This window comes from Chitinivorax sp. PXF-14, assembly GCF_040812015.1.
GTDB lineage: Bacteria > Pseudomonadota > Gammaproteobacteria > Burkholderiales > SCOH01 > JBFNXJ01.
This window is the reverse complement of sequence record NZ_JBFNXJ010000002.1, coordinates 74,573-89,881: the sequence shown is the minus strand read 5'-3', so window position 1 is coordinate 89,881 and position 15,309 is coordinate 74,573. Positions and strand designations below refer to the sequence as shown.

The 15,309-nt window shown below is 64.4% G+C and carries 17 protein-coding genes; 5 read left to right on the top strand and 12 right to left on the bottom strand.

Annotated features, from left to right (window positions below; genetic code table 11):
* Positions 1-53 precede the first annotated feature (53 nt).
* The gene (locus tag ABWL39_RS03170; protein ID WP_367787089.1) at positions 54-1,529 is read left to right on the top strand and encodes an NAD(P)H-hydrate dehydratase; all 1,476 of its coding nucleotides are present in this window, start codon (positions 54-56) and stop codon (positions 1,527-1,529) included.
* A 24-nt stretch (positions 1,530-1,553) separates the two neighbouring features.
* Here the strand turns inward: ABWL39_RS03170 and ABWL39_RS03165 are convergent, their stop codons facing one another.
* The 5 genes from ABWL39_RS03165 to ABWL39_RS03145 form a co-directional block, all read right to left on the bottom strand.
* Positions 1,554-2,375 (bottom strand): hypothetical protein, encoded by an 822-nt coding sequence (locus tag ABWL39_RS03165; RefSeq protein ID WP_367787087.1) that lies wholly within the window; start codon positions 2,373-2,375, stop codon positions 1,554-1,556.
* 268 nt (positions 2,376-2,643) lie between these two features.
* Positions 2,644-3,399, bottom strand: a complete 756-nt coding sequence (locus tag ABWL39_RS03160; RefSeq protein WP_367787086.1) for a sulfite exporter TauE/SafE family protein — start codon at positions 3,397-3,399, stop codon at positions 2,644-2,646.
* 168 nt (positions 3,400-3,567) lie between these two features.
* The gene (locus ABWL39_RS03155; protein WP_367787084.1) at positions 3,568-4,089 is read right to left on the bottom strand and encodes a GNAT family N-acetyltransferase; all 522 of its coding nucleotides are present in this window, start codon (positions 4,087-4,089) and stop codon (positions 3,568-3,570) included.
* Positions 4,086-4,931, bottom strand: coding sequence for a 23S rRNA (adenine(2030)-N(6))-methyltransferase RlmJ (locus ABWL39_RS03150; RefSeq protein WP_367787082.1), 846 nt, complete (start codon positions 4,929-4,931; stop codon positions 4,086-4,088). The genes ABWL39_RS03155 and ABWL39_RS03150 overlap by 4 nt, the downstream gene beginning before the upstream one ends.
* A gap of 75 nt (positions 4,932-5,006) precedes the next feature.
* On the bottom strand, positions 5,007-6,392 hold the full coding sequence (locus ABWL39_RS03145; protein ID WP_367787081.1) for an FAD-binding oxidoreductase: 1,386 nt from the start codon (positions 6,390-6,392) through the stop codon (positions 5,007-5,009).
* Between the two features lie 106 nt (positions 6,393-6,498).
* Between ABWL39_RS03145 and serA the strand changes: the two genes are divergently transcribed.
* Positions 6,499-7,728 (top strand): phosphoglycerate dehydrogenase, encoded by a 1,230-nt coding sequence (gene serA / locus ABWL39_RS03140; RefSeq protein WP_367787079.1) that lies wholly within the window; start codon positions 6,499-6,501, stop codon positions 7,726-7,728.
* A 546-nt stretch (positions 7,729-8,274) separates the two neighbouring features.
* Here the strand turns inward: serA and ABWL39_RS03135 are convergent.
* Positions 8,275-9,135, bottom strand: coding sequence for a neutral zinc metallopeptidase (locus tag ABWL39_RS03135; protein WP_367787077.1), 861 nt, complete (start codon positions 9,133-9,135; stop codon positions 8,275-8,277).
* 199 nt (positions 9,136-9,334) lie between these two features.
* On the opposite strand from ABWL39_RS03135, the gene ABWL39_RS03130 reads away from it, so the two are divergent.
* Both ABWL39_RS03130 and ABWL39_RS03125 read left to right on the top strand, forming a co-directional pair.
* Entirely contained in the window at positions 9,335-9,775 is a 441-nt protein-coding gene (locus ABWL39_RS03130) for a hypothetical protein (protein ID WP_367787075.1), read from the top strand.
* Between the two features lie 118 nt (positions 9,776-9,893).
* Positions 9,894-10,103, top strand: a complete 210-nt coding sequence (locus tag ABWL39_RS03125; RefSeq protein ID WP_367787073.1) for a dodecin — start codon at positions 9,894-9,896, stop codon at positions 10,101-10,103.
* Between the two features lie 67 nt (positions 10,104-10,170).
* On the opposite strand, the gene ABWL39_RS03120 is transcribed toward ABWL39_RS03125, so the two are convergent.
* From ABWL39_RS03120 to ABWL39_RS03110, 3 genes are all read right to left on the bottom strand, one after another.
* Entirely contained in the window at positions 10,171-10,824 is a 654-nt protein-coding gene (locus ABWL39_RS03120) for a YceH family protein (protein ID WP_367787072.1), read from the bottom strand.
* Between the two features lie 93 nt (positions 10,825-10,917).
* The gene (locus ABWL39_RS03115; protein WP_367787070.1) at positions 10,918-11,298 is read right to left on the bottom strand and encodes a VOC family protein; all 381 of its coding nucleotides are present in this window, start codon (positions 11,296-11,298) and stop codon (positions 10,918-10,920) included.
* Positions 11,295-11,957: an HAD family hydrolase gene (locus ABWL39_RS03110; protein WP_367787068.1), complete on the bottom strand. Its 663-nt coding sequence runs from the start codon at positions 11,955-11,957 to the stop codon at positions 11,295-11,297. Before ABWL39_RS03110 ends, ABWL39_RS03115 begins: the two co-directional genes overlap by 4 nt.
* Positions 11,958-12,068: 111 nt before the next feature.
* Here ABWL39_RS03110 and ABWL39_RS03105 point away from each other — a divergent pair, with 111 nt between their 5' ends.
* A complete protein-coding gene (locus ABWL39_RS03105) occupies positions 12,069-12,830 on the top strand; it encodes a DeoR/GlpR family DNA-binding transcription regulator (protein ID WP_367787066.1) in 762 nt (253 codons plus the stop codon).
* Positions 12,831-12,855: 25 nt separating this feature from the next.
* Here the strand turns inward: ABWL39_RS03105 and ABWL39_RS03100 are convergent, their stop codons facing one another.
* The 3 genes from ABWL39_RS03100 to ABWL39_RS03090 form a co-directional block, all read right to left on the bottom strand.
* Positions 12,856-13,221 carry a hypothetical protein gene (locus ABWL39_RS03100; RefSeq protein WP_367787064.1) on the bottom strand — a complete coding sequence of 122 codons (366 nt, stop codon included), beginning with the start codon at positions 13,219-13,221 and terminating at the stop codon, positions 12,856-12,858.
* Between the two features lie 141 nt (positions 13,222-13,362).
* Positions 13,363-13,815, bottom strand: a complete 453-nt coding sequence (locus tag ABWL39_RS03095) for a hypothetical protein (protein ID WP_367787062.1) — start codon at positions 13,813-13,815, stop codon at positions 13,363-13,365.
* Positions 13,816-13,844: 29 nt separating this feature from the next.
* Positions 13,845-15,305, bottom strand: a complete 1,461-nt coding sequence (locus tag ABWL39_RS03090) for a serine/threonine protein kinase (protein WP_367787060.1) — start codon at positions 15,303-15,305, stop codon at positions 13,845-13,847.
* Positions 15,306-15,309: the final 4 nt, after the last annotated feature.

Sequence of the window (15,309 nt, the reverse complement as noted above, 5' to 3'; positions counted from 1 at the left end):
CACCTGCCGCTAGCGGCAGCCAGATACAACATTCATTGCAAGGAACGCCGTCCGTGACCGCGCTTTATACCGTCCCACAACTCCGCAAACTCGAACGCCTGGGCGCGTCATTGGCCCGCCAGCCGCTGATGCAGCTCGCCGGCCAGGCCGCCGCCGACTGGGTGCGCAGCCATGTGCCGACCGGCAACCGCGTGCTGTGCGTGGCCGGCCCCGGCAACAACGGTGGCGATGCGCTGGTCGTCGCGCGGTTACTCAAGGCGGCCGGTTACCCGATCGATGCCGTGTTGTTCGGCGAGGCGGCCAGGCTGCCGGCTGATGCGGCCGGTGCGCTGCGCGACTGGCTCGCTGCCGGTGGCACCGTCGTCGATGCCATCCCGCCGGGGCAAGGCTGGCGCCTGGTGGTGGATGGCCTGTTCGGTATCGGCCTCGACCGCGAGCTCGATGCCCACTGGCAGGGTATCGTCGCGCAGATCAACGCGATCGATGCGCCCAAGCTCGCGCTCGACGTGCCGAGCGGCCTGCATGCCGAGACCGGCGCAGTGCTCGGTGCGGCGGTCGAGGCACGCTGGACGGTCAGCTTCATTGCGCTGAAGACCGGCCTGCTGACGGCCGACGGCCCCGACCACGCGGGGGAGGTGATTGCCGCGCCGCTCGGTTTCGACGCGACGACCGTGCTGCCGCCTGCCGGCCACGCGCTGCATGGCGTGGACGTGGCGCCGCTGCTGGCGCCACGCCGCCGCAACAGCCACAAGGGGCGCTATGGCAGCATCGGCGTGGTTGGCGGCTCCGCCGGCATGGTTGGCGCCGTGCTGCTTGCTGGCCGCGCCGCGCTCAAGCTCGGCGCCGGCCGCGTCACCATGGGCCTGCTCGACCCCGACGCGCCGCGTGTCGACCATGTGCAGCCCGAGCTGATGCTGCGCCACGCCGAAGACGTGCTGCACCTCGATCATGTGACCACGCTGGTGGTCGGCCCCGGCCTGGGCAAGAGCGCGGATGCATTGCACGCGGTCGAACAGGCGCTCGCGCGGCCGTTGCCGCTGGTGCTCGACGCCGATGCGCTCAACCTGGTGGCTGCCCGCCCCGAGCTGGCCACGGCGCTTGCCGCGCGCGAGGCCGATACGGTGCTCACGCCGCACCCGGCCGAGGCGGCCAGGTTGCTCGGCTGCGGCACCGCCGACATCCAGCGCGACCGCGTGCAGGCCACGCGCCAGCTCGCCGAGCTGTTCCGCTGCCATGTCGTGCTCAAGGGCTGCGGCAGCATCTGCGTCAGCCGTGACGGCGCCTTGCGCGTCAACACCTCGGGCAACCCGGGGCTGGCCTCGGCGGGGCAGGGCGACGTGCTGTCGGGCATGGTCGGCGCCTTGCTGGCGCAGGGGCTTGCCGGTTTCGATGCCTTGCAGCTCGCGGTCTACCTGCATGGCGCGGCGGCCGACAAGCTGGTGCAGGATGGTGTCGGCCCGGTCGGCATGACCGCATCGGAAGTCATCGACGCCGCGCGCGACGTGCTGCGGCGCCTGTCCCGGGGCTAGGGCGCGGGCCGCCTGCGCCGGGGCTTACCTGGCCTGCTCGGGCGGCCGGCCGTGGCCAAAGATCAGGCTGGCATTGGCCTGCCCGATGCGCGGCGCGACATAGCGCTGCATCAGGCCTTCCGTGCGCATGCCTTGCAGCTCCTTGCGCAGCGCATCGCGCTGGCGCGGGCTCAGGCTTTTCTTCGATAGATAGACGCCCACCTTGAGGCGTGGCGTGTTGGCGGGCTCCGCCACGTTGAGGTCGTCGCGCAGGTGCTCGGGCGGGACCTCCATCAGCAGCACGGCGAGATTGGTCGCCAGCAGCTGGATCCGCCCGAGTTTCAGCTTTTTCAGCGCGATCGCGTATTCCACCGAGTAATCGAGGCGGGACTGTGCCTCCAGCCCTTGCAGCGCGAGCTGGATGGCGCCGGGGAAACGCGCGCCGCGCACCACGCCGACCACCTCTTGTGGCCGTTGCTCAAGCTCGGACAGCTGGCTCGGCGGCATCAGGCCCCAGCGCTTGCTGGTGGCCAGCAGGAAGGGAATGCTGCCGAACTCGACGAATTCGCCATCCGCGCTCCTCTCCGGCGTTTCGATCGCCCCCAGCACGATGTCGAGGCTGCCCGCCATGAACAGCGACCACACGCGCGCCGTCGGGTAATCATGCAGCTCGATCGGGCAGTCCGTCCGCTGCTCCAGCAACGTGTGCAGCGCGGGTAGCCCGGTCTCCGCCAGCGGGGCGAACAGCGCGGAAGTCGCGCGCCCGGCGTAGCTGGCTTGCTCCGGCACGGGGCAGTCGCTGGCGGCATTGGCCGTGTCGACGGCCAACAGGCCCAGCAGGATGGGGAGGGTAGACAGAGAGGACAAGAAGGCCACCCGGCGAATTGGCTAAATTCCATCTTAGGCAATGGCAGACGCCGCGCGCGGGCCGGTGCCGGGCTGCCGGGGGCTGGCGAGGGATAGTGCTGAATATTTTGATATATAAGCCCCAGCGGGTGGGCCGGATGGGCTGTGCTTGGCTGATATAAGTGATTGTTATTGATAATGAATGATGGTTTGACTGACTGTTTTCGTAGCGCCAGCGAAAACCATGATTGCGTATTTACGTCATTATCGCGGCGCGAGCCACGGGCGTTCAGCGCAGAAAGAACAGCAGCGCCATGCCCAGGCCAACCAGCACGATGGCGAAGCGCAGCAGTCTGGCCGGAATGCGCCGCCCGGCGCGGCCGCCGACATAGCCGCCCAGCGTGGCCGCCAGCATCATCGCCAGCGCTTCGCGCCACAGGATCGCGCCGCCCCAGGCGTAGAGCGAACAGGCGATGGCGGTGAGCACGCTCGACAGCAGGTTCTTCAGGCCGTTCATGCGGTTGAGCTGCGTGTGGCCGAGCATGCCGAACAGGGCTAGCAGCATGATGCCGAGCCCGCCGTTGAAATAGCCGCCATAGCACGATACCGCCAGCACCCCGAGCACATGGGCTATGGCGCGGGCCTCGCCATCGCGCTTCACATGGGCCAGTAGCCACGGGCCGGCGGCGAACAGGGCCGCCGCCGCCAGCAGCAGCCAGGGCACCACGCGGCGGAAGGTGTCGTTCGGCGTGATCAGCAGCAAGGCGGCGCCGAGCGCGCCACCGACGAGGCTCAGGGCGACCAGCCGGCGCAGGCTGTCGCGGGTGATCTGGCGCATGTCGTCACGGTAGGCCCAGCTGCTCGACAGGTAGCCGGGCAGCAGCGCTATCGTGCCCGTCGCGTTGGCCGCCACCGGCGCCACGCCGGACAACACCAGGGCCGGGAAGGTCAGGAAGCTGCCGCCACCCGCCACGGCATTGAGCGCGCCGGCAAAAAAGGCGGCAGCAAGCAGCAGGGGCAGGCTGGTGATGACATCATGCGGCATGGGCGGTGCCGTGCAAAGGTAGGTAGGCGGGCATCAGGGCCGCCCATGGTCGCGCCGCCTGGCGCCGCCGTCGCTGGCGGTGAGGCCGCGCAGGTGCCCACGCGGCAGCCGCAGCGCAGCCCGAGCGGTAAGCCGCGCTGGCCAAGGGCCATGGCCAGCTGGGCGCTGTCAAAGCCGCGTGCCGAACAGCTTCAGCGCCTGCTTGCCATCGTCGAGCACGATCATGCGTTCGAACGACAACCCGAGCTTGCCGAGCAGACTCATCGAGCGCTCGTTATCGGGCACGGTGATGGCGACCAGGCGGCGCAGCCCGATCGCATCGCGCGCATAGGCCAGCGTCGCTGCTGCCGCTTCATAGGCATAGCCCTGGCCGCGATACTGCGGCAGAAACGCGAAACCGATGTCCACGTCGTCGAGCGCATCACGCTGGATCAGCCCGCACATGCCGATCGGCATGCCGTCGGCACAGCGTTCGACGAGGTAGAGGCAAAAGCCGCAATCCTCGTACATCGTCTGCGGCCCATTGCGGATGTAGCGGCGGGCATCGTCGAGCGTGGCGACCTGCTTGTTGCCGATGAAGCGCAACCAGTCCGGGTCGTTGACCAGCTCCAGCACGAAGGCCGCATCATCGAGCGTGAACAGCCGCAGCACGAGCCGCGGCGTGGCGATGACAGCGCCGGCCTGGCTCATGCGCTGTGCTGCTCCAGCGTGAAGCGCGCGCCGGCATCCTGCCCGAGCTGTTTGACGAGGTAGGGCATGAGTTGCGCGAGCGTGTCGTGCAAGGTCCACGGCGGGTTGACCACGAACATGCCCGAGCCGTGCATGCCGAAGCCGTCGGGCGATGGGCTCTGCACCTGCAGGTTCACGTGCAGCCAGCCCTTGGCCGGCAGCTTCTTGAGCTTGTCGAGCATGGTGCGGATCTCGGGCCGCGACAGCATCGGGTACCAGATCGCGTAGACGCCGGTGGCAAAGCGCTTGAGCGACTCCTGCATGGCGGTGACGACATGTTGGTAGTCGCGCTTGTCCTCGTAGGGCGGGTCGATCAGCGTCAGCGCGCGGCGCGTCGGCGGCGGCAGCAGCGCCTTGATGCCGTTGAAGCCGTCTTCCGGGTAGATCATGGTCTGCTTCAACTGCTCGGCGAAGTTGTCGAACAGGATAGGCGCGTCGGTCGGATGCAGCTCGTAGAGCCGCAGCCGGTCCTGCTCGCGGATACGCTGCAGGGCGAACCACGGTGAGCCGGGGTAGAGCCGCAGCTTGCCGTGGTCGTTGAGCTTGCGCACCACCTCGACATACTCGGCCAGCGCCGGCGGCAGGTCGGTGCGCGACCACAGCCGGGCGATGCCGCTCTCGTACTCGGCGTTCTTGGCGGCGAAGCCTTCCGTCAGCGCATAGACGCCGGCCCCGGCATGGGTGTCGATATACCAGTAGGGCTTGTCCTTCTGGTTCAGGTAGTCGAGCAGCTGCAACTCGACCAGGTGCTTGAGGACATCTGCGTGGTTGCCGGCGTGGAAGGCGTGGCGATAACTGAGCATGGCGGGACGAGGCGATTGGCAATCCGCCATTTTACCGGAAGCCGGGCCCGGATACCGTGCCCGGCGTGGCGATGGCTACAGCAGCTTGCCCGGGTTGATGATGCCGTTCGGGTCGAACACGCGCTTGATGCTGCGCATCAGCTCGATTTCGGCCGGTGCGCGGGTGTAATGCAGATAGGGCTGCTTGGTCAGGCCCACGCCGTGCTCGGCCGATACGCTGCCGCGATACTGGCGCACCAGCTCGAACACCCACTGGTTGACCTGCTGGCAGCGCTCGACAAAATCGGGCATGGCCATCGCCTCGGGCTTCAGCACATTGATGTGCAGATTGCCATCGCCAATGTGGCCGAACCAGACCACCTCGAAATCCGGGTATTCGCGCGCCAGCAGCGCATCGAGCGCCTGCATGAAGGGCGGCACATTGCTGATGGTGATCGCGATATCGTTCTTGTAAGGCTTGCGCGGCGTGATCGATTCGCTGATGTCCTCGCGCAGCCGCCACAATGCCTTGGCCTGCGCCTCGGACTGGCTCAGCACGCCATCGCTGACCCAGCCCTGGTCCAGCGCCTGTTCGAACAGCTTCAAGGCTAGCTCAGCCTCGCGCTCGCTCTGGTTCTCGAATTCGAGCAGCACGTAGTAATCGCTCTCGGTCTCGAAGGGGCGCTGCACATGGCCGCGTGCGAGCACGTGCCGGAGCGCCTTGTCGGAGAAGAACTCGAAGGCGGTCAGGTCCATCTCGGCGCGGAAGGCGTTGAACACGCGCATGATGGCTTCAAGCTCGGGCACCGCGAGCACCATCACCGACAGCTCGCGCGGCTTGCGCGCGAGCTTCATCGTTGCCTCGACAATGAAGCCCAGCGTGCCTTCGGCGCCGATGAACAGGTGCCGCAAATCATAGCCGGTGGCGTTCTTGATCAGCCCCTGGTTCAGTTCGAGGATTTCACCGGTGCCGGTCACCACCTTGAGGCCCAGCACCCAGTCGCGGAACAGGCCATAGCGCACCACCTTGATGCCGCCCGCGTTGGTCGAGATATTGCCGCCGATGCGGCTAGAGCCGCGCGAGGCGAAATCGACCGGGAAATACAGCCCGTGCTCGTCGGCGAACTGCTGCAGCGCCTCGGTGATGACGCCGGCTCCGCAGACGACGGTGCGGTCCACCGGGTTGAAATCGCGCAAGGCATCCATCCTGTCGAACGACACCACGACCTCGCCATGCCGTGCGACGGCACCCGCCGACAGGCCGGTGCGCCCGCCCGACGGCACCAGCGCGATGCCGTGTGCGTTGGCCAGCCCGACCAGTGCCCGCACTTCCTCGGCCGAAGTCGGGAACACCACCGCGCTCGGCGCCGGCTGGTAGATGCGTGTCCAGTCGAGGCCGTACTGCTCCAGGCTGTCAGCGTCGGTGCGCACGCGCTGCTCGCCGAAAATGGCGATGAGTGCGGGGATGAGGTCGAATGCCATATGTCTGCTTTCGTGGTGGGATGAGGCTTGCCTTGTCGGCAGGGACGTTGTCTAATAATACCTGATTATTTTAATCAACAATTACCATGCTGGTATTGGGGCCAAGATGAAACGATATTCACTCGACAAATACAAGATCAAGTTCCTGCTGCTCGAGGGTGTACACCAGTCCGCCGTCGATGCCCTGAAACAGGACGGCTACAGCAACATCGAATTCCACAAGAAATCCCTGCCCGAGAGTGAGCTCATCGAGGCGGTGCGCGATGCCCATTTCATCGGCATCCGCTCGCGCACCCAGCTGACCGAGGCCGTGTTCGCCGAGGCGCAGAAGCTGATTGCCGTCGGCTGCTTCTGCATCGGCACCAACCAGGTGGATCTTGCTGCGGCGGCCCGTCGCGGCATTCCGGTATTCAACGCGCCGTTCTCGAATACGCGCTCGGTGGCCGAGCTGGTGATCGCCGAAATCGTGATGCTGATGCGCGGCATCCCGGAAAAGAACGCGATTGTTCATCGCGGCGGCTGGGTCAAATCGGCCGAAGGCTCGTTCGAAGTGCGCGGCAAGACGCTGGGCATCGTCGGCTACGGCCATATCGGCACCCAGGTTGGCGTGCTGGCCGAAGCCATGGGCCTCAACGTGGTGTTCCACGATATCGACACCAAGCTGCCGCTCGGCAACGCGCGCCAGCTGGCCTCGCTCGACGAGCTGCTGGCGGTGTCCGACGTGGTCACGCTGCATGTGCCGGAAACCGCGCAGACGCAGGACATGATCGCCGCAGCACAACTGGCGGCCATGAAGCCCGGCAGCCACCTGATCAACGCCTCGCGCGGCACCGTGGTCGACATCGAGGCGCTGGCCGCGATGCTGGAGAGCAAGCACCTGGGCGGCGCGGCCATCGATGTGTTCCCGGCCGAGCCCAAGGGCAACGACGAGGAATTCGTCTCGGCACTACGCCGCTTCGATAACGTGATCCTGACGCCGCATATCGGTGGCAGCACGCTCGAGGCACAGGCCAATATCGGCGCCGAGGTCGCGGCCAAGTTCCTGCGCTATTCGAATAACGGCTCGACGCTGACCGCCGTCAACTTCCCCGAGGTATCGCTGCCCGAGCACCCGGGCAAGTGCCGGCTGCTGCATACCCACCGCAACGAGCCTGGGGTGCTGGCGAAGATCAACGAGGTGTTCTCGGGCAACCGGATCAATATCGCCGCGCAATACCTGCAGACCAACGAGCACATCGGTTACGTGGTGATCGATATCGATCAGGACTACAGCCACGTGGCGCTGGAAAAGCTGCAGCAGGTGGAGGGCACGATACGCTGCCGCGTGTTGTATTGAGCGGCCTGTACCGCAATATCGACGCGCCGGATTGTCCGGCGCGTTTTGTTTCTGCCGGGCTGGCACGCCGCGCACAGGCCACAAAAACAAAAAGCCGCGGGGCTTTTCCTCGCGGCTTGTGGTACGGGTCCGTTACAAAAGACCGTTCAGCGTTTGAACAAATACAGGATCCACCCCATATTTCGCTCCTTTCGATTTCGGCATCACACCTGACGGTGTTTAGCTGTACGCGGGCGGTTGCAACCCTTGCCATATTTGATGACGTCAACCACCGGCCACGGACGACACGATTGTCTGTACGAAGGTCCGCTCCGGCCCACCACACCAACCACGGCGCAGCGCTTTTCCTCTTTTGAAGGAATATAAGTGACTAATATTAAACAAATATGATGCCAAAGGCAATCGTTTATCAGTTTTTCATGATGATCCAGCTGCCCGGCAGGCAGTACAAAACATCGTGTGGCCAGCCGCAGCAAGGTGGTACGGGCCTTGCCAGTCGCGGCCTCCCGGCATCCGCCATCCATCGGCTACCGTTGCCGGCGGTGCTCAACCGAGTGACTGGACGCCAAAGGTGTTGCACTGGCGCGTGTCGCCCGAGTCGAAGCCTTGCTTGAACCATTTGATGCGCTGCGCCGAGCTGCCGTGCGTGAACGAGTCGGGCGCCACATGTCCGCTCGCATTGCGTTGCAGCGTATCGTCACCGATCGCGTTGGCCGCCGTCAGCGCTTCTTCCATATCGCCGGATTCAAGCAGGTGGCGGGTCTCCGCGTAGTGGCCCCAGACACCGGCAAAGCAGTCGGCCTGTAGCTCCAGCCGTACCGACAGCGCATTGGCGGTCTTTTTCCCCACCTGCTGCTGCTTGCGATGCACCTGTTCGGAAATGCCGAGCAGATTCTGCACGTGGTGCCCCACCTCGTGTGCGATCACATAGGCCTGCGCAAAATCGCCAGGGGCACCGAAGCGGGTATGGAGCTCGTCGAAAAAGCCGAGGTCGAGGTAGACCTTGCTGTCACCCGGGCAATAAAACGGACCCACCGCCGAGCTGGCCTGGCCGCAGGCCGACGCCACGGCACTGCGGAACAGGACCAGCTTGGGCCGCTGGTATTGCTTGCCCGACTGCTGGAACAACTGCCCCCAGGTATCTTCGGTATCACCCAGAATGGCCGAGACGAATTGCTTGCCCTGGTCCGCAGGCCCCGCCGGTGCTTGCCCCTGAGCAGGTGCAGCAGCGTGCTGCTGCACCTGTTGCACGAGGCCCAGCACCTCCAGCGGATTCTTGCCGAGCAGCAGGCTCAACAGGCCGACCACCACGATACCGCCGATCCCGAGCCCCTTGACCGGCAACCCGCCGCCACCCGAACGGCGATCTTCCACATTGTCGCTTTGACGCATCTCGTCCCAGCGCATGGCATCCACTCCTGCTGTGATTTCCTTTTTACTCTAGCAGATGTCGCCGTTGCGAGGCCCATGGCCGGGCTGCATGAGTGCGTCCGTGTGCGGAAACAGGGGCATGCTTCAAGGGGGCCCATAAAAAACTGGATAACTGGATATGATTACAGTATGCTGTATGAAATTGCAGTTAACTCAGTCGATAACGGAGGCAGCCATGCGCAGGGATACCATGTCGTTCAATCGGACCGAAGCCGTGGCTTCAGTCTACCTTCATCACTCGAATACCCGCCTGGCCGATTGGGCCGAGGCGGCCCCGCTTACCGGGCTTGGGCTATTTCTCACGGCCGTACTGTTTGTCGTTGCGCCCGCCTGGCTCGAAGTGCTGGCCCATCTGCAAGCCGGCCCTGGCCTGTGCCTGCTGGTGCTGGCCAGTGCTGCGACCTTGCTTGGTGCTACCGCTCATTGCATCAGGCGCTGCTGGCAGGTGCTGTCGCGCCCCGCATCGCGTGTGCCGCGCTCTGCCTTGCACGAGCGCGAGTTGGCGGTGCGTGCCGGCATGAGGCTGGTCGAACGCCTGCTGTCGCGCCGCGCGGCGCCGCTACCTTGCGAACGTGATGCCGCGCGCAGGGTTGCCGGCGCGCACCAGTTGGCCTGAGTGCAATCGGCACTGTCTTCCTGGCGGCTTGTGGCTATGCTGAAAACTGCGCAATCGCAATTTTCAACAGGCGCGATGCGATCGTCGTCGTGCAGCGCCACTTCGGGAGCCAGACAAGATGAGCGAGCATGTCTACAAGATGCTGGAATTGGTCGGGTCGTCAAAGCAGAGCAGCGACGATGCGGTTCGCAACGCCATTGCCAAGGCGGCCAAGACGATCAAGCACATGGATTGGTTCGAGGTCGTCGAGACGCGCGGACATCTCAACAATGACGCGATCGCCCATTGGCAGGTGACTATCAAGGTTGGTTTCCGCGTCGACGACTGAGGCCGGCGTTGGAGGCTGGGCGGGGCTTGCTGCCCACCCCGTCGATGCTGCTGTGCAGATGGTCTGCCTAATCGGGGAGCCCGAGTTCCTGATTCAAGCGGCTCACAATCGCACGCAACTGGGCCAGCTCGTCTTCCAGCACCGTGACCCGGCTGCGCAACTCGGCAAGCTCTCCGCCCGCTGCTGCCGGTGTGCTTGGCGTGGATAGTTGATTGATCTCCGGCGTACCCGACAACAGGTGGGCCCAGCGGTTTTCGCGTGAGCCGGGCTGGCGTGGCAGCTCCATGACGAGTGCGCCGCTTGAGCGTTCGGCCAGCTCGTTGAGAAACCCTTCGACGGCGGAAATGTCGGCAAAGCGGTGCAGGCGTTCGCAGTTGATGCGCAGCTCGCCGGCTGTCTGCGGGCCGCGCAGCATGAGGGTGGTCAGTATGGCCACCGATTGCGATGGGACCTGCAGCACCCGGTCGAGATTGTGCGAATAGCGCGCAACACGACCGCCGCTCGATTCCACCACCAGCGACAACGACTTCAGGTTGTCGATGGCCGTTGCCGCTTCGGCCTCGCTGATCTCCATCACCGGGTCGCGGCTGGTCTTCTGGTTGCAGCCGGCGACCAGGGCGTTGAGTGAGAGCGGATAGGTGTCGGGGACGGTACGCTGTTTTTCCGAGAGGACGGCCACGATGCGGGCTTCGGCGGCGCTGAGTGAGGGGAGGGCCGACATGCTGTCTCCTTGTTGGTCGATTCGGCCCGTATTATGCGGCCCGTACCCGGACGCGACAAAGCACGGGCGGACGAGCGGCCGGCTGTCGGGCGCCTAGATGGTGATTTCGAGCACGTTGCCTTCGGGGTCCAGCACGCTGCTTTCATAGTAGCCGTCGCAGGTCAGCCGTGGCCCGCTGAGGTGGGTACACCCCAGGCTGATCAGTTGTTCGGTCAGCTCCTCCACCTTTTGTGCGCTACCGGCCGCAATCGCCAGATGTCCCAGACCCAGCATGGTGTCGGCCTGCTTCCGTGCGATGTCTTCGCGGTGCATCAGCTCCAGCCGCGCGCCATCCTCGAAATGCAGGAAATAGGACTCGAAGCCGGTTCGCTCATTGCAATACTTGTCCGATGCCCAGGCGCCGAACGTACTGCAATAGAACTGCCGCATCCGCTCCAGATCGTGCACCCAGATGGCGACATGCTCGATTTTCATTGCCATGTCTCCAGTGTTGACAGCCATTGGCGGTAATCCGAGCTGCTCCATTTTGCGCCGAGCTCGCTGAGCTCCGCACCGCTGAGCGTGGTGCGGAGCGCGGCGACATCCATGCCGGCTAGGGTGGCGGCACGGATGCCTGCCGCGCTGTCTTCATGCACGAGGCAGTCGCCGGGCGCCAGGCCCAGCTGACGAGCGCCGATCAGGTAGGGCGTCGGGTCTGGCTTGCCTTGCGGGCTATGCTCGGCCGCGATGATATGATCGAAGGCGCTTTCCAGCCCGAGTTCCGCCAGGGTGAAGTCGACGTTTTCCAGCGGCGCGTTGGTTACCAGCGCAGTCGGGATGCCGTGCTGATCGAGCCATGCGAGGTAGTCGCTCAGGCCGGGCAGGGGGCGTAGCCTGCCGGTTGCGAGCCACTTGAACATGGCTTCTTTCGTTTGGCTCATGCGGAGCGCCTGCTCACGTGATACACCCGCCAGACGCATGAGGATTTCCACCGACGTACCGGTGTGCACCCGCGGGTCGTTCGGCGCGAGGTCGAGGCCAAGATGTTCGCGCGCGAACAGCCGCCATGCTTCGTCATGAAACGGGACGGTATCCGTCAGCACACCATCCATGTCGAAGCATATTCCGGCATAGAAACTTTGTAGGTTATGCATGGTGGTGCCTCTTTTTACGAATTCATGCTGATTGTTGCACGGTATTCTGCCTATTTGTGCATAAAAACGCAAAAAGATGCATGAATGTGAAGGGATGATATGATGGCGACCATGTTCGCCGAAGAAAGACGCAAATTGATCCTGGACGACCTGACCCGCACCGGGCGGGTCGAGGTTGCTACGCTTGCGCAGCACTACGCGGTATCGGAAGACACGATACGCCGCGATCTGCGTGAGCTGGCCGAGCAGGGCTTTTTGCAGAAAACCCATGGTGGTGCGGTTGCGCTCGATACGGCGCACATGCCGTGGCGAGTGCGCACCCAGCTGCTGCCGGAGGCCAAAACCCGCATCGGGCAGGCCGCTGCCGCATTGGTCGAGCCGCACCAGACCGTCATCCTCGATGCCGGGTTGACCACGCTCGAGCTGGCGCGCCATCTGACAGCCAGGCCGCTGACCATCGTCACCAACTCGTTCGATATCGCCGCACTGTTCGTCGATGATGCCGAGGTGGAGCTGGTGTTGACCGGGGGCGTATGGAACCGCGAGGACCGCCATTTCAGCGGGCCCCTGGCCGAGGCTGCGATCAGGCGCTACCGGGCGGACTGGACCTTTCTTGGCGTATGCGCGGTGCACCCCAAGGCGGGCATCACCGCGACCTATGCACCGGATGCCGAGGTGAAGCGCAGCATGCTCGAATGTGGCGTCAAGGTGGTGCTGCTGGCCGACCACTGCAAGTTCGGGCAGGTGGTGTCGCACCATGTGGCACCGCTGCAGGCCATCGACCTGTTGCTGACGGATGAGCCGACGAGCTTGCTCGATGGCTTGGACATCACCGTGACGGTGGTCGGCAAGGCTGCTGTGCCAGCCGTTTGAACCCGGCAGGGCAAGCGGTGCCGTTTCATTGCTTCCAGCGGCAGAGCAGGACGTAAGCCACGGTGATCTGCGTGGTCACCACGAAGGCCCATGAGGCGAAGATGCCGGTTGCGCTGGCCAGCATCACGCAGGGCATGCGCCAGTCGAGGCAAGTGCTGCCGACCAGCTCGATCAATTGCAGCGAGCCGAGCGACAACAAAAAGATGATGGTCCATTTGAGGATGTAGGCGGGCAGGTAAATGCGCTGTTCGCGGTTGTGGCGATAGGCTGCTGCGCGCTCCAGCAGCGAGCCGTTGTCTGCGTCCTTGAACATCCAGAATGGCCACAGATACAGGTAGAGCAGGTAGCGCAGGGAATCGCGTCGGGCCGACGCGCTGACGAAGATTGGCATCGAGCAACTCCTGGCTGAGGCGAATCCGTGAGCGGGTGATTCCAATATAGCTCAGCGCTCCAGACCGCACGTCCATCGCCCAGGTCAGCCGTCTGCGTTGAACAGCCAGTTAGGCTGGTGACAGATGCGGAGGCGGCTGAGTTACGCATACCTGACTCCTGAATTGGCTTGGAAGCCCTTTGGGTCGGACATTGACCATACAGTGCCCCAAGGGAATGCTGTTGAGGCGGCGTCCGGTTCAGTGCCTAACTGTGCATTGAGTTGTGACCGGACAAAAGCGAGTTCTTCTTCAATGGCCTCACGAGTAGGCCAACCACCTTCGAGCTTTGCGTCTGGCAGCGATACGCTGAAATGGACTTCCGTTAATGCCCCGTGGTTGAAACCGGCAGCGAACCCACAAGGTTGCTTTCCGAGGGTGACCTTGTGAAACGAGAGCCATTCATAGCCGTTGCCCATTGCGTGTTCTTGCCTGAACAAAGGGGCAAGCGCTTTGCGGACATCTTCTTTTCTCCGCCCGCTGCGAAGCGCCAAGCTATAGCCGCTTAGATGGATTGCTCCGTCGTGAGGCGAGATGACAAGCTCGGCTGTATTCATGAGAGGCCTAACGCAAGATGGGCGCACAATCAAGGGCATTCCGGCAGTTCGTCTCCTCGTCGCTTGTCGCCGGTAGCGGGGTCATCCGCTTGATGCGGGCTCGGCATGTCGGCGCGTACCACGGTGACCGAGCAGGTCGCCCGGGCCACCACTTCGGCCGATACGCTACCCAGATGGCGCCGCAGGCGCGAGCTGCCGCGCGCGCCCAGGAGCAGATGGTCCACCTGGCAACGCTCGGCATGTTCGAGTAGCGCGCTGGCCGGGTCATAGTGGGCCAGCACATGGTGCGTCACCCGCTCGCCCTGGGCGCTGAGGCCGCGAGACCAGTGCTTGAGGGCGATCAGCTTTTGCAGGTGGGCATTGCGCCCCTCGCTGTCCTCGTTCAGGTCCAGCGCGATGCGGTGTGTCTTGAGCACCGACACGCAGGCAACGCGGGCCTCGGGCTCGATCTGCAGGATGCGGTTGGACATGAAGCGTAACTTGTCCGAGAGCGCATCCTCGCCGTGCGTGAGATCGACCGCCACCATCAGCATCAGCGCGCGGTTGGTCTGCTGCTCGGCCGACTGGCCGCTGAGCGCCTCGGTGCCCAGTGACTTCAGCCAGCGCCGCGCAACCGTGCCGAGCCCGTCGGTCTTGCGCTTGGCGGCCCGCTCGGTGAGCACGACCTGTTCCGGATGTTGCAGCTGCATGGCCAGCTCTGCCGCACTGCCGTAACGCTGGGCGGGCTCGGCCGCCAGGCAACGCAGGATGATCTCCTGCAGCCAGGGCGGGCAATCCGGCCTCAACGAGATCGGCGGGGCCGGGTCGCTATAGAGCCGTTTGCGCAGCCCGGCGACGGTGGTGGGAAAGCCGAACGGCCGCTTGCCGGTGAGCAGGAAATAAAGCAGGACGCCTACTGCGAACAGGTCGCTGCGCGGGTCGTTGCGTACATGCAGCACCTGCTCGGGCGAGATGTAGGGCCCGGTGCCCAGCGGCAGGCGAAAATCCTCGGCGAGCAGATCGGGGAGCTGATCGTGGCGCGACAGGCCGAAGTCGACGAACACCGCCTCGCCGCTGGGCCGAAACATGATGTTGCTGGGCTTCACATCGAGATGGATCACATGCTGGCGGTGCAGCTGGTGCAGGCCGGTGGCGATGTGCCGGCCGATATCGGCCACTTCGTCGATGTCGAGCGGCAGGCTGTCCAGCCGTTGCGACAGGGGCTGGCCGTCGATGCGCTCCATGACGATGTAGGGCTGATCGGTGAGGTCGCTCGCGGCGTAGAACGTCGGCACATGGGGGCCGCTGAGCTTTTTCATGATCATCTGCTCGACCTCGAAGCCGACGATCGCGGTCGGGTCGTCCACGCTCTTGAGCCGTGGGATCTTCATCACCAGCGGCGCTGTCATGCCGGTGTGGCTGACGCGCCAGATGGTGGCCATGCCGCCCTGGTGCAATTTCTCTTCCAGCAGATAGCCGTCGATCTCCATTCCCGGCTTGACTTGCCGCATGCTG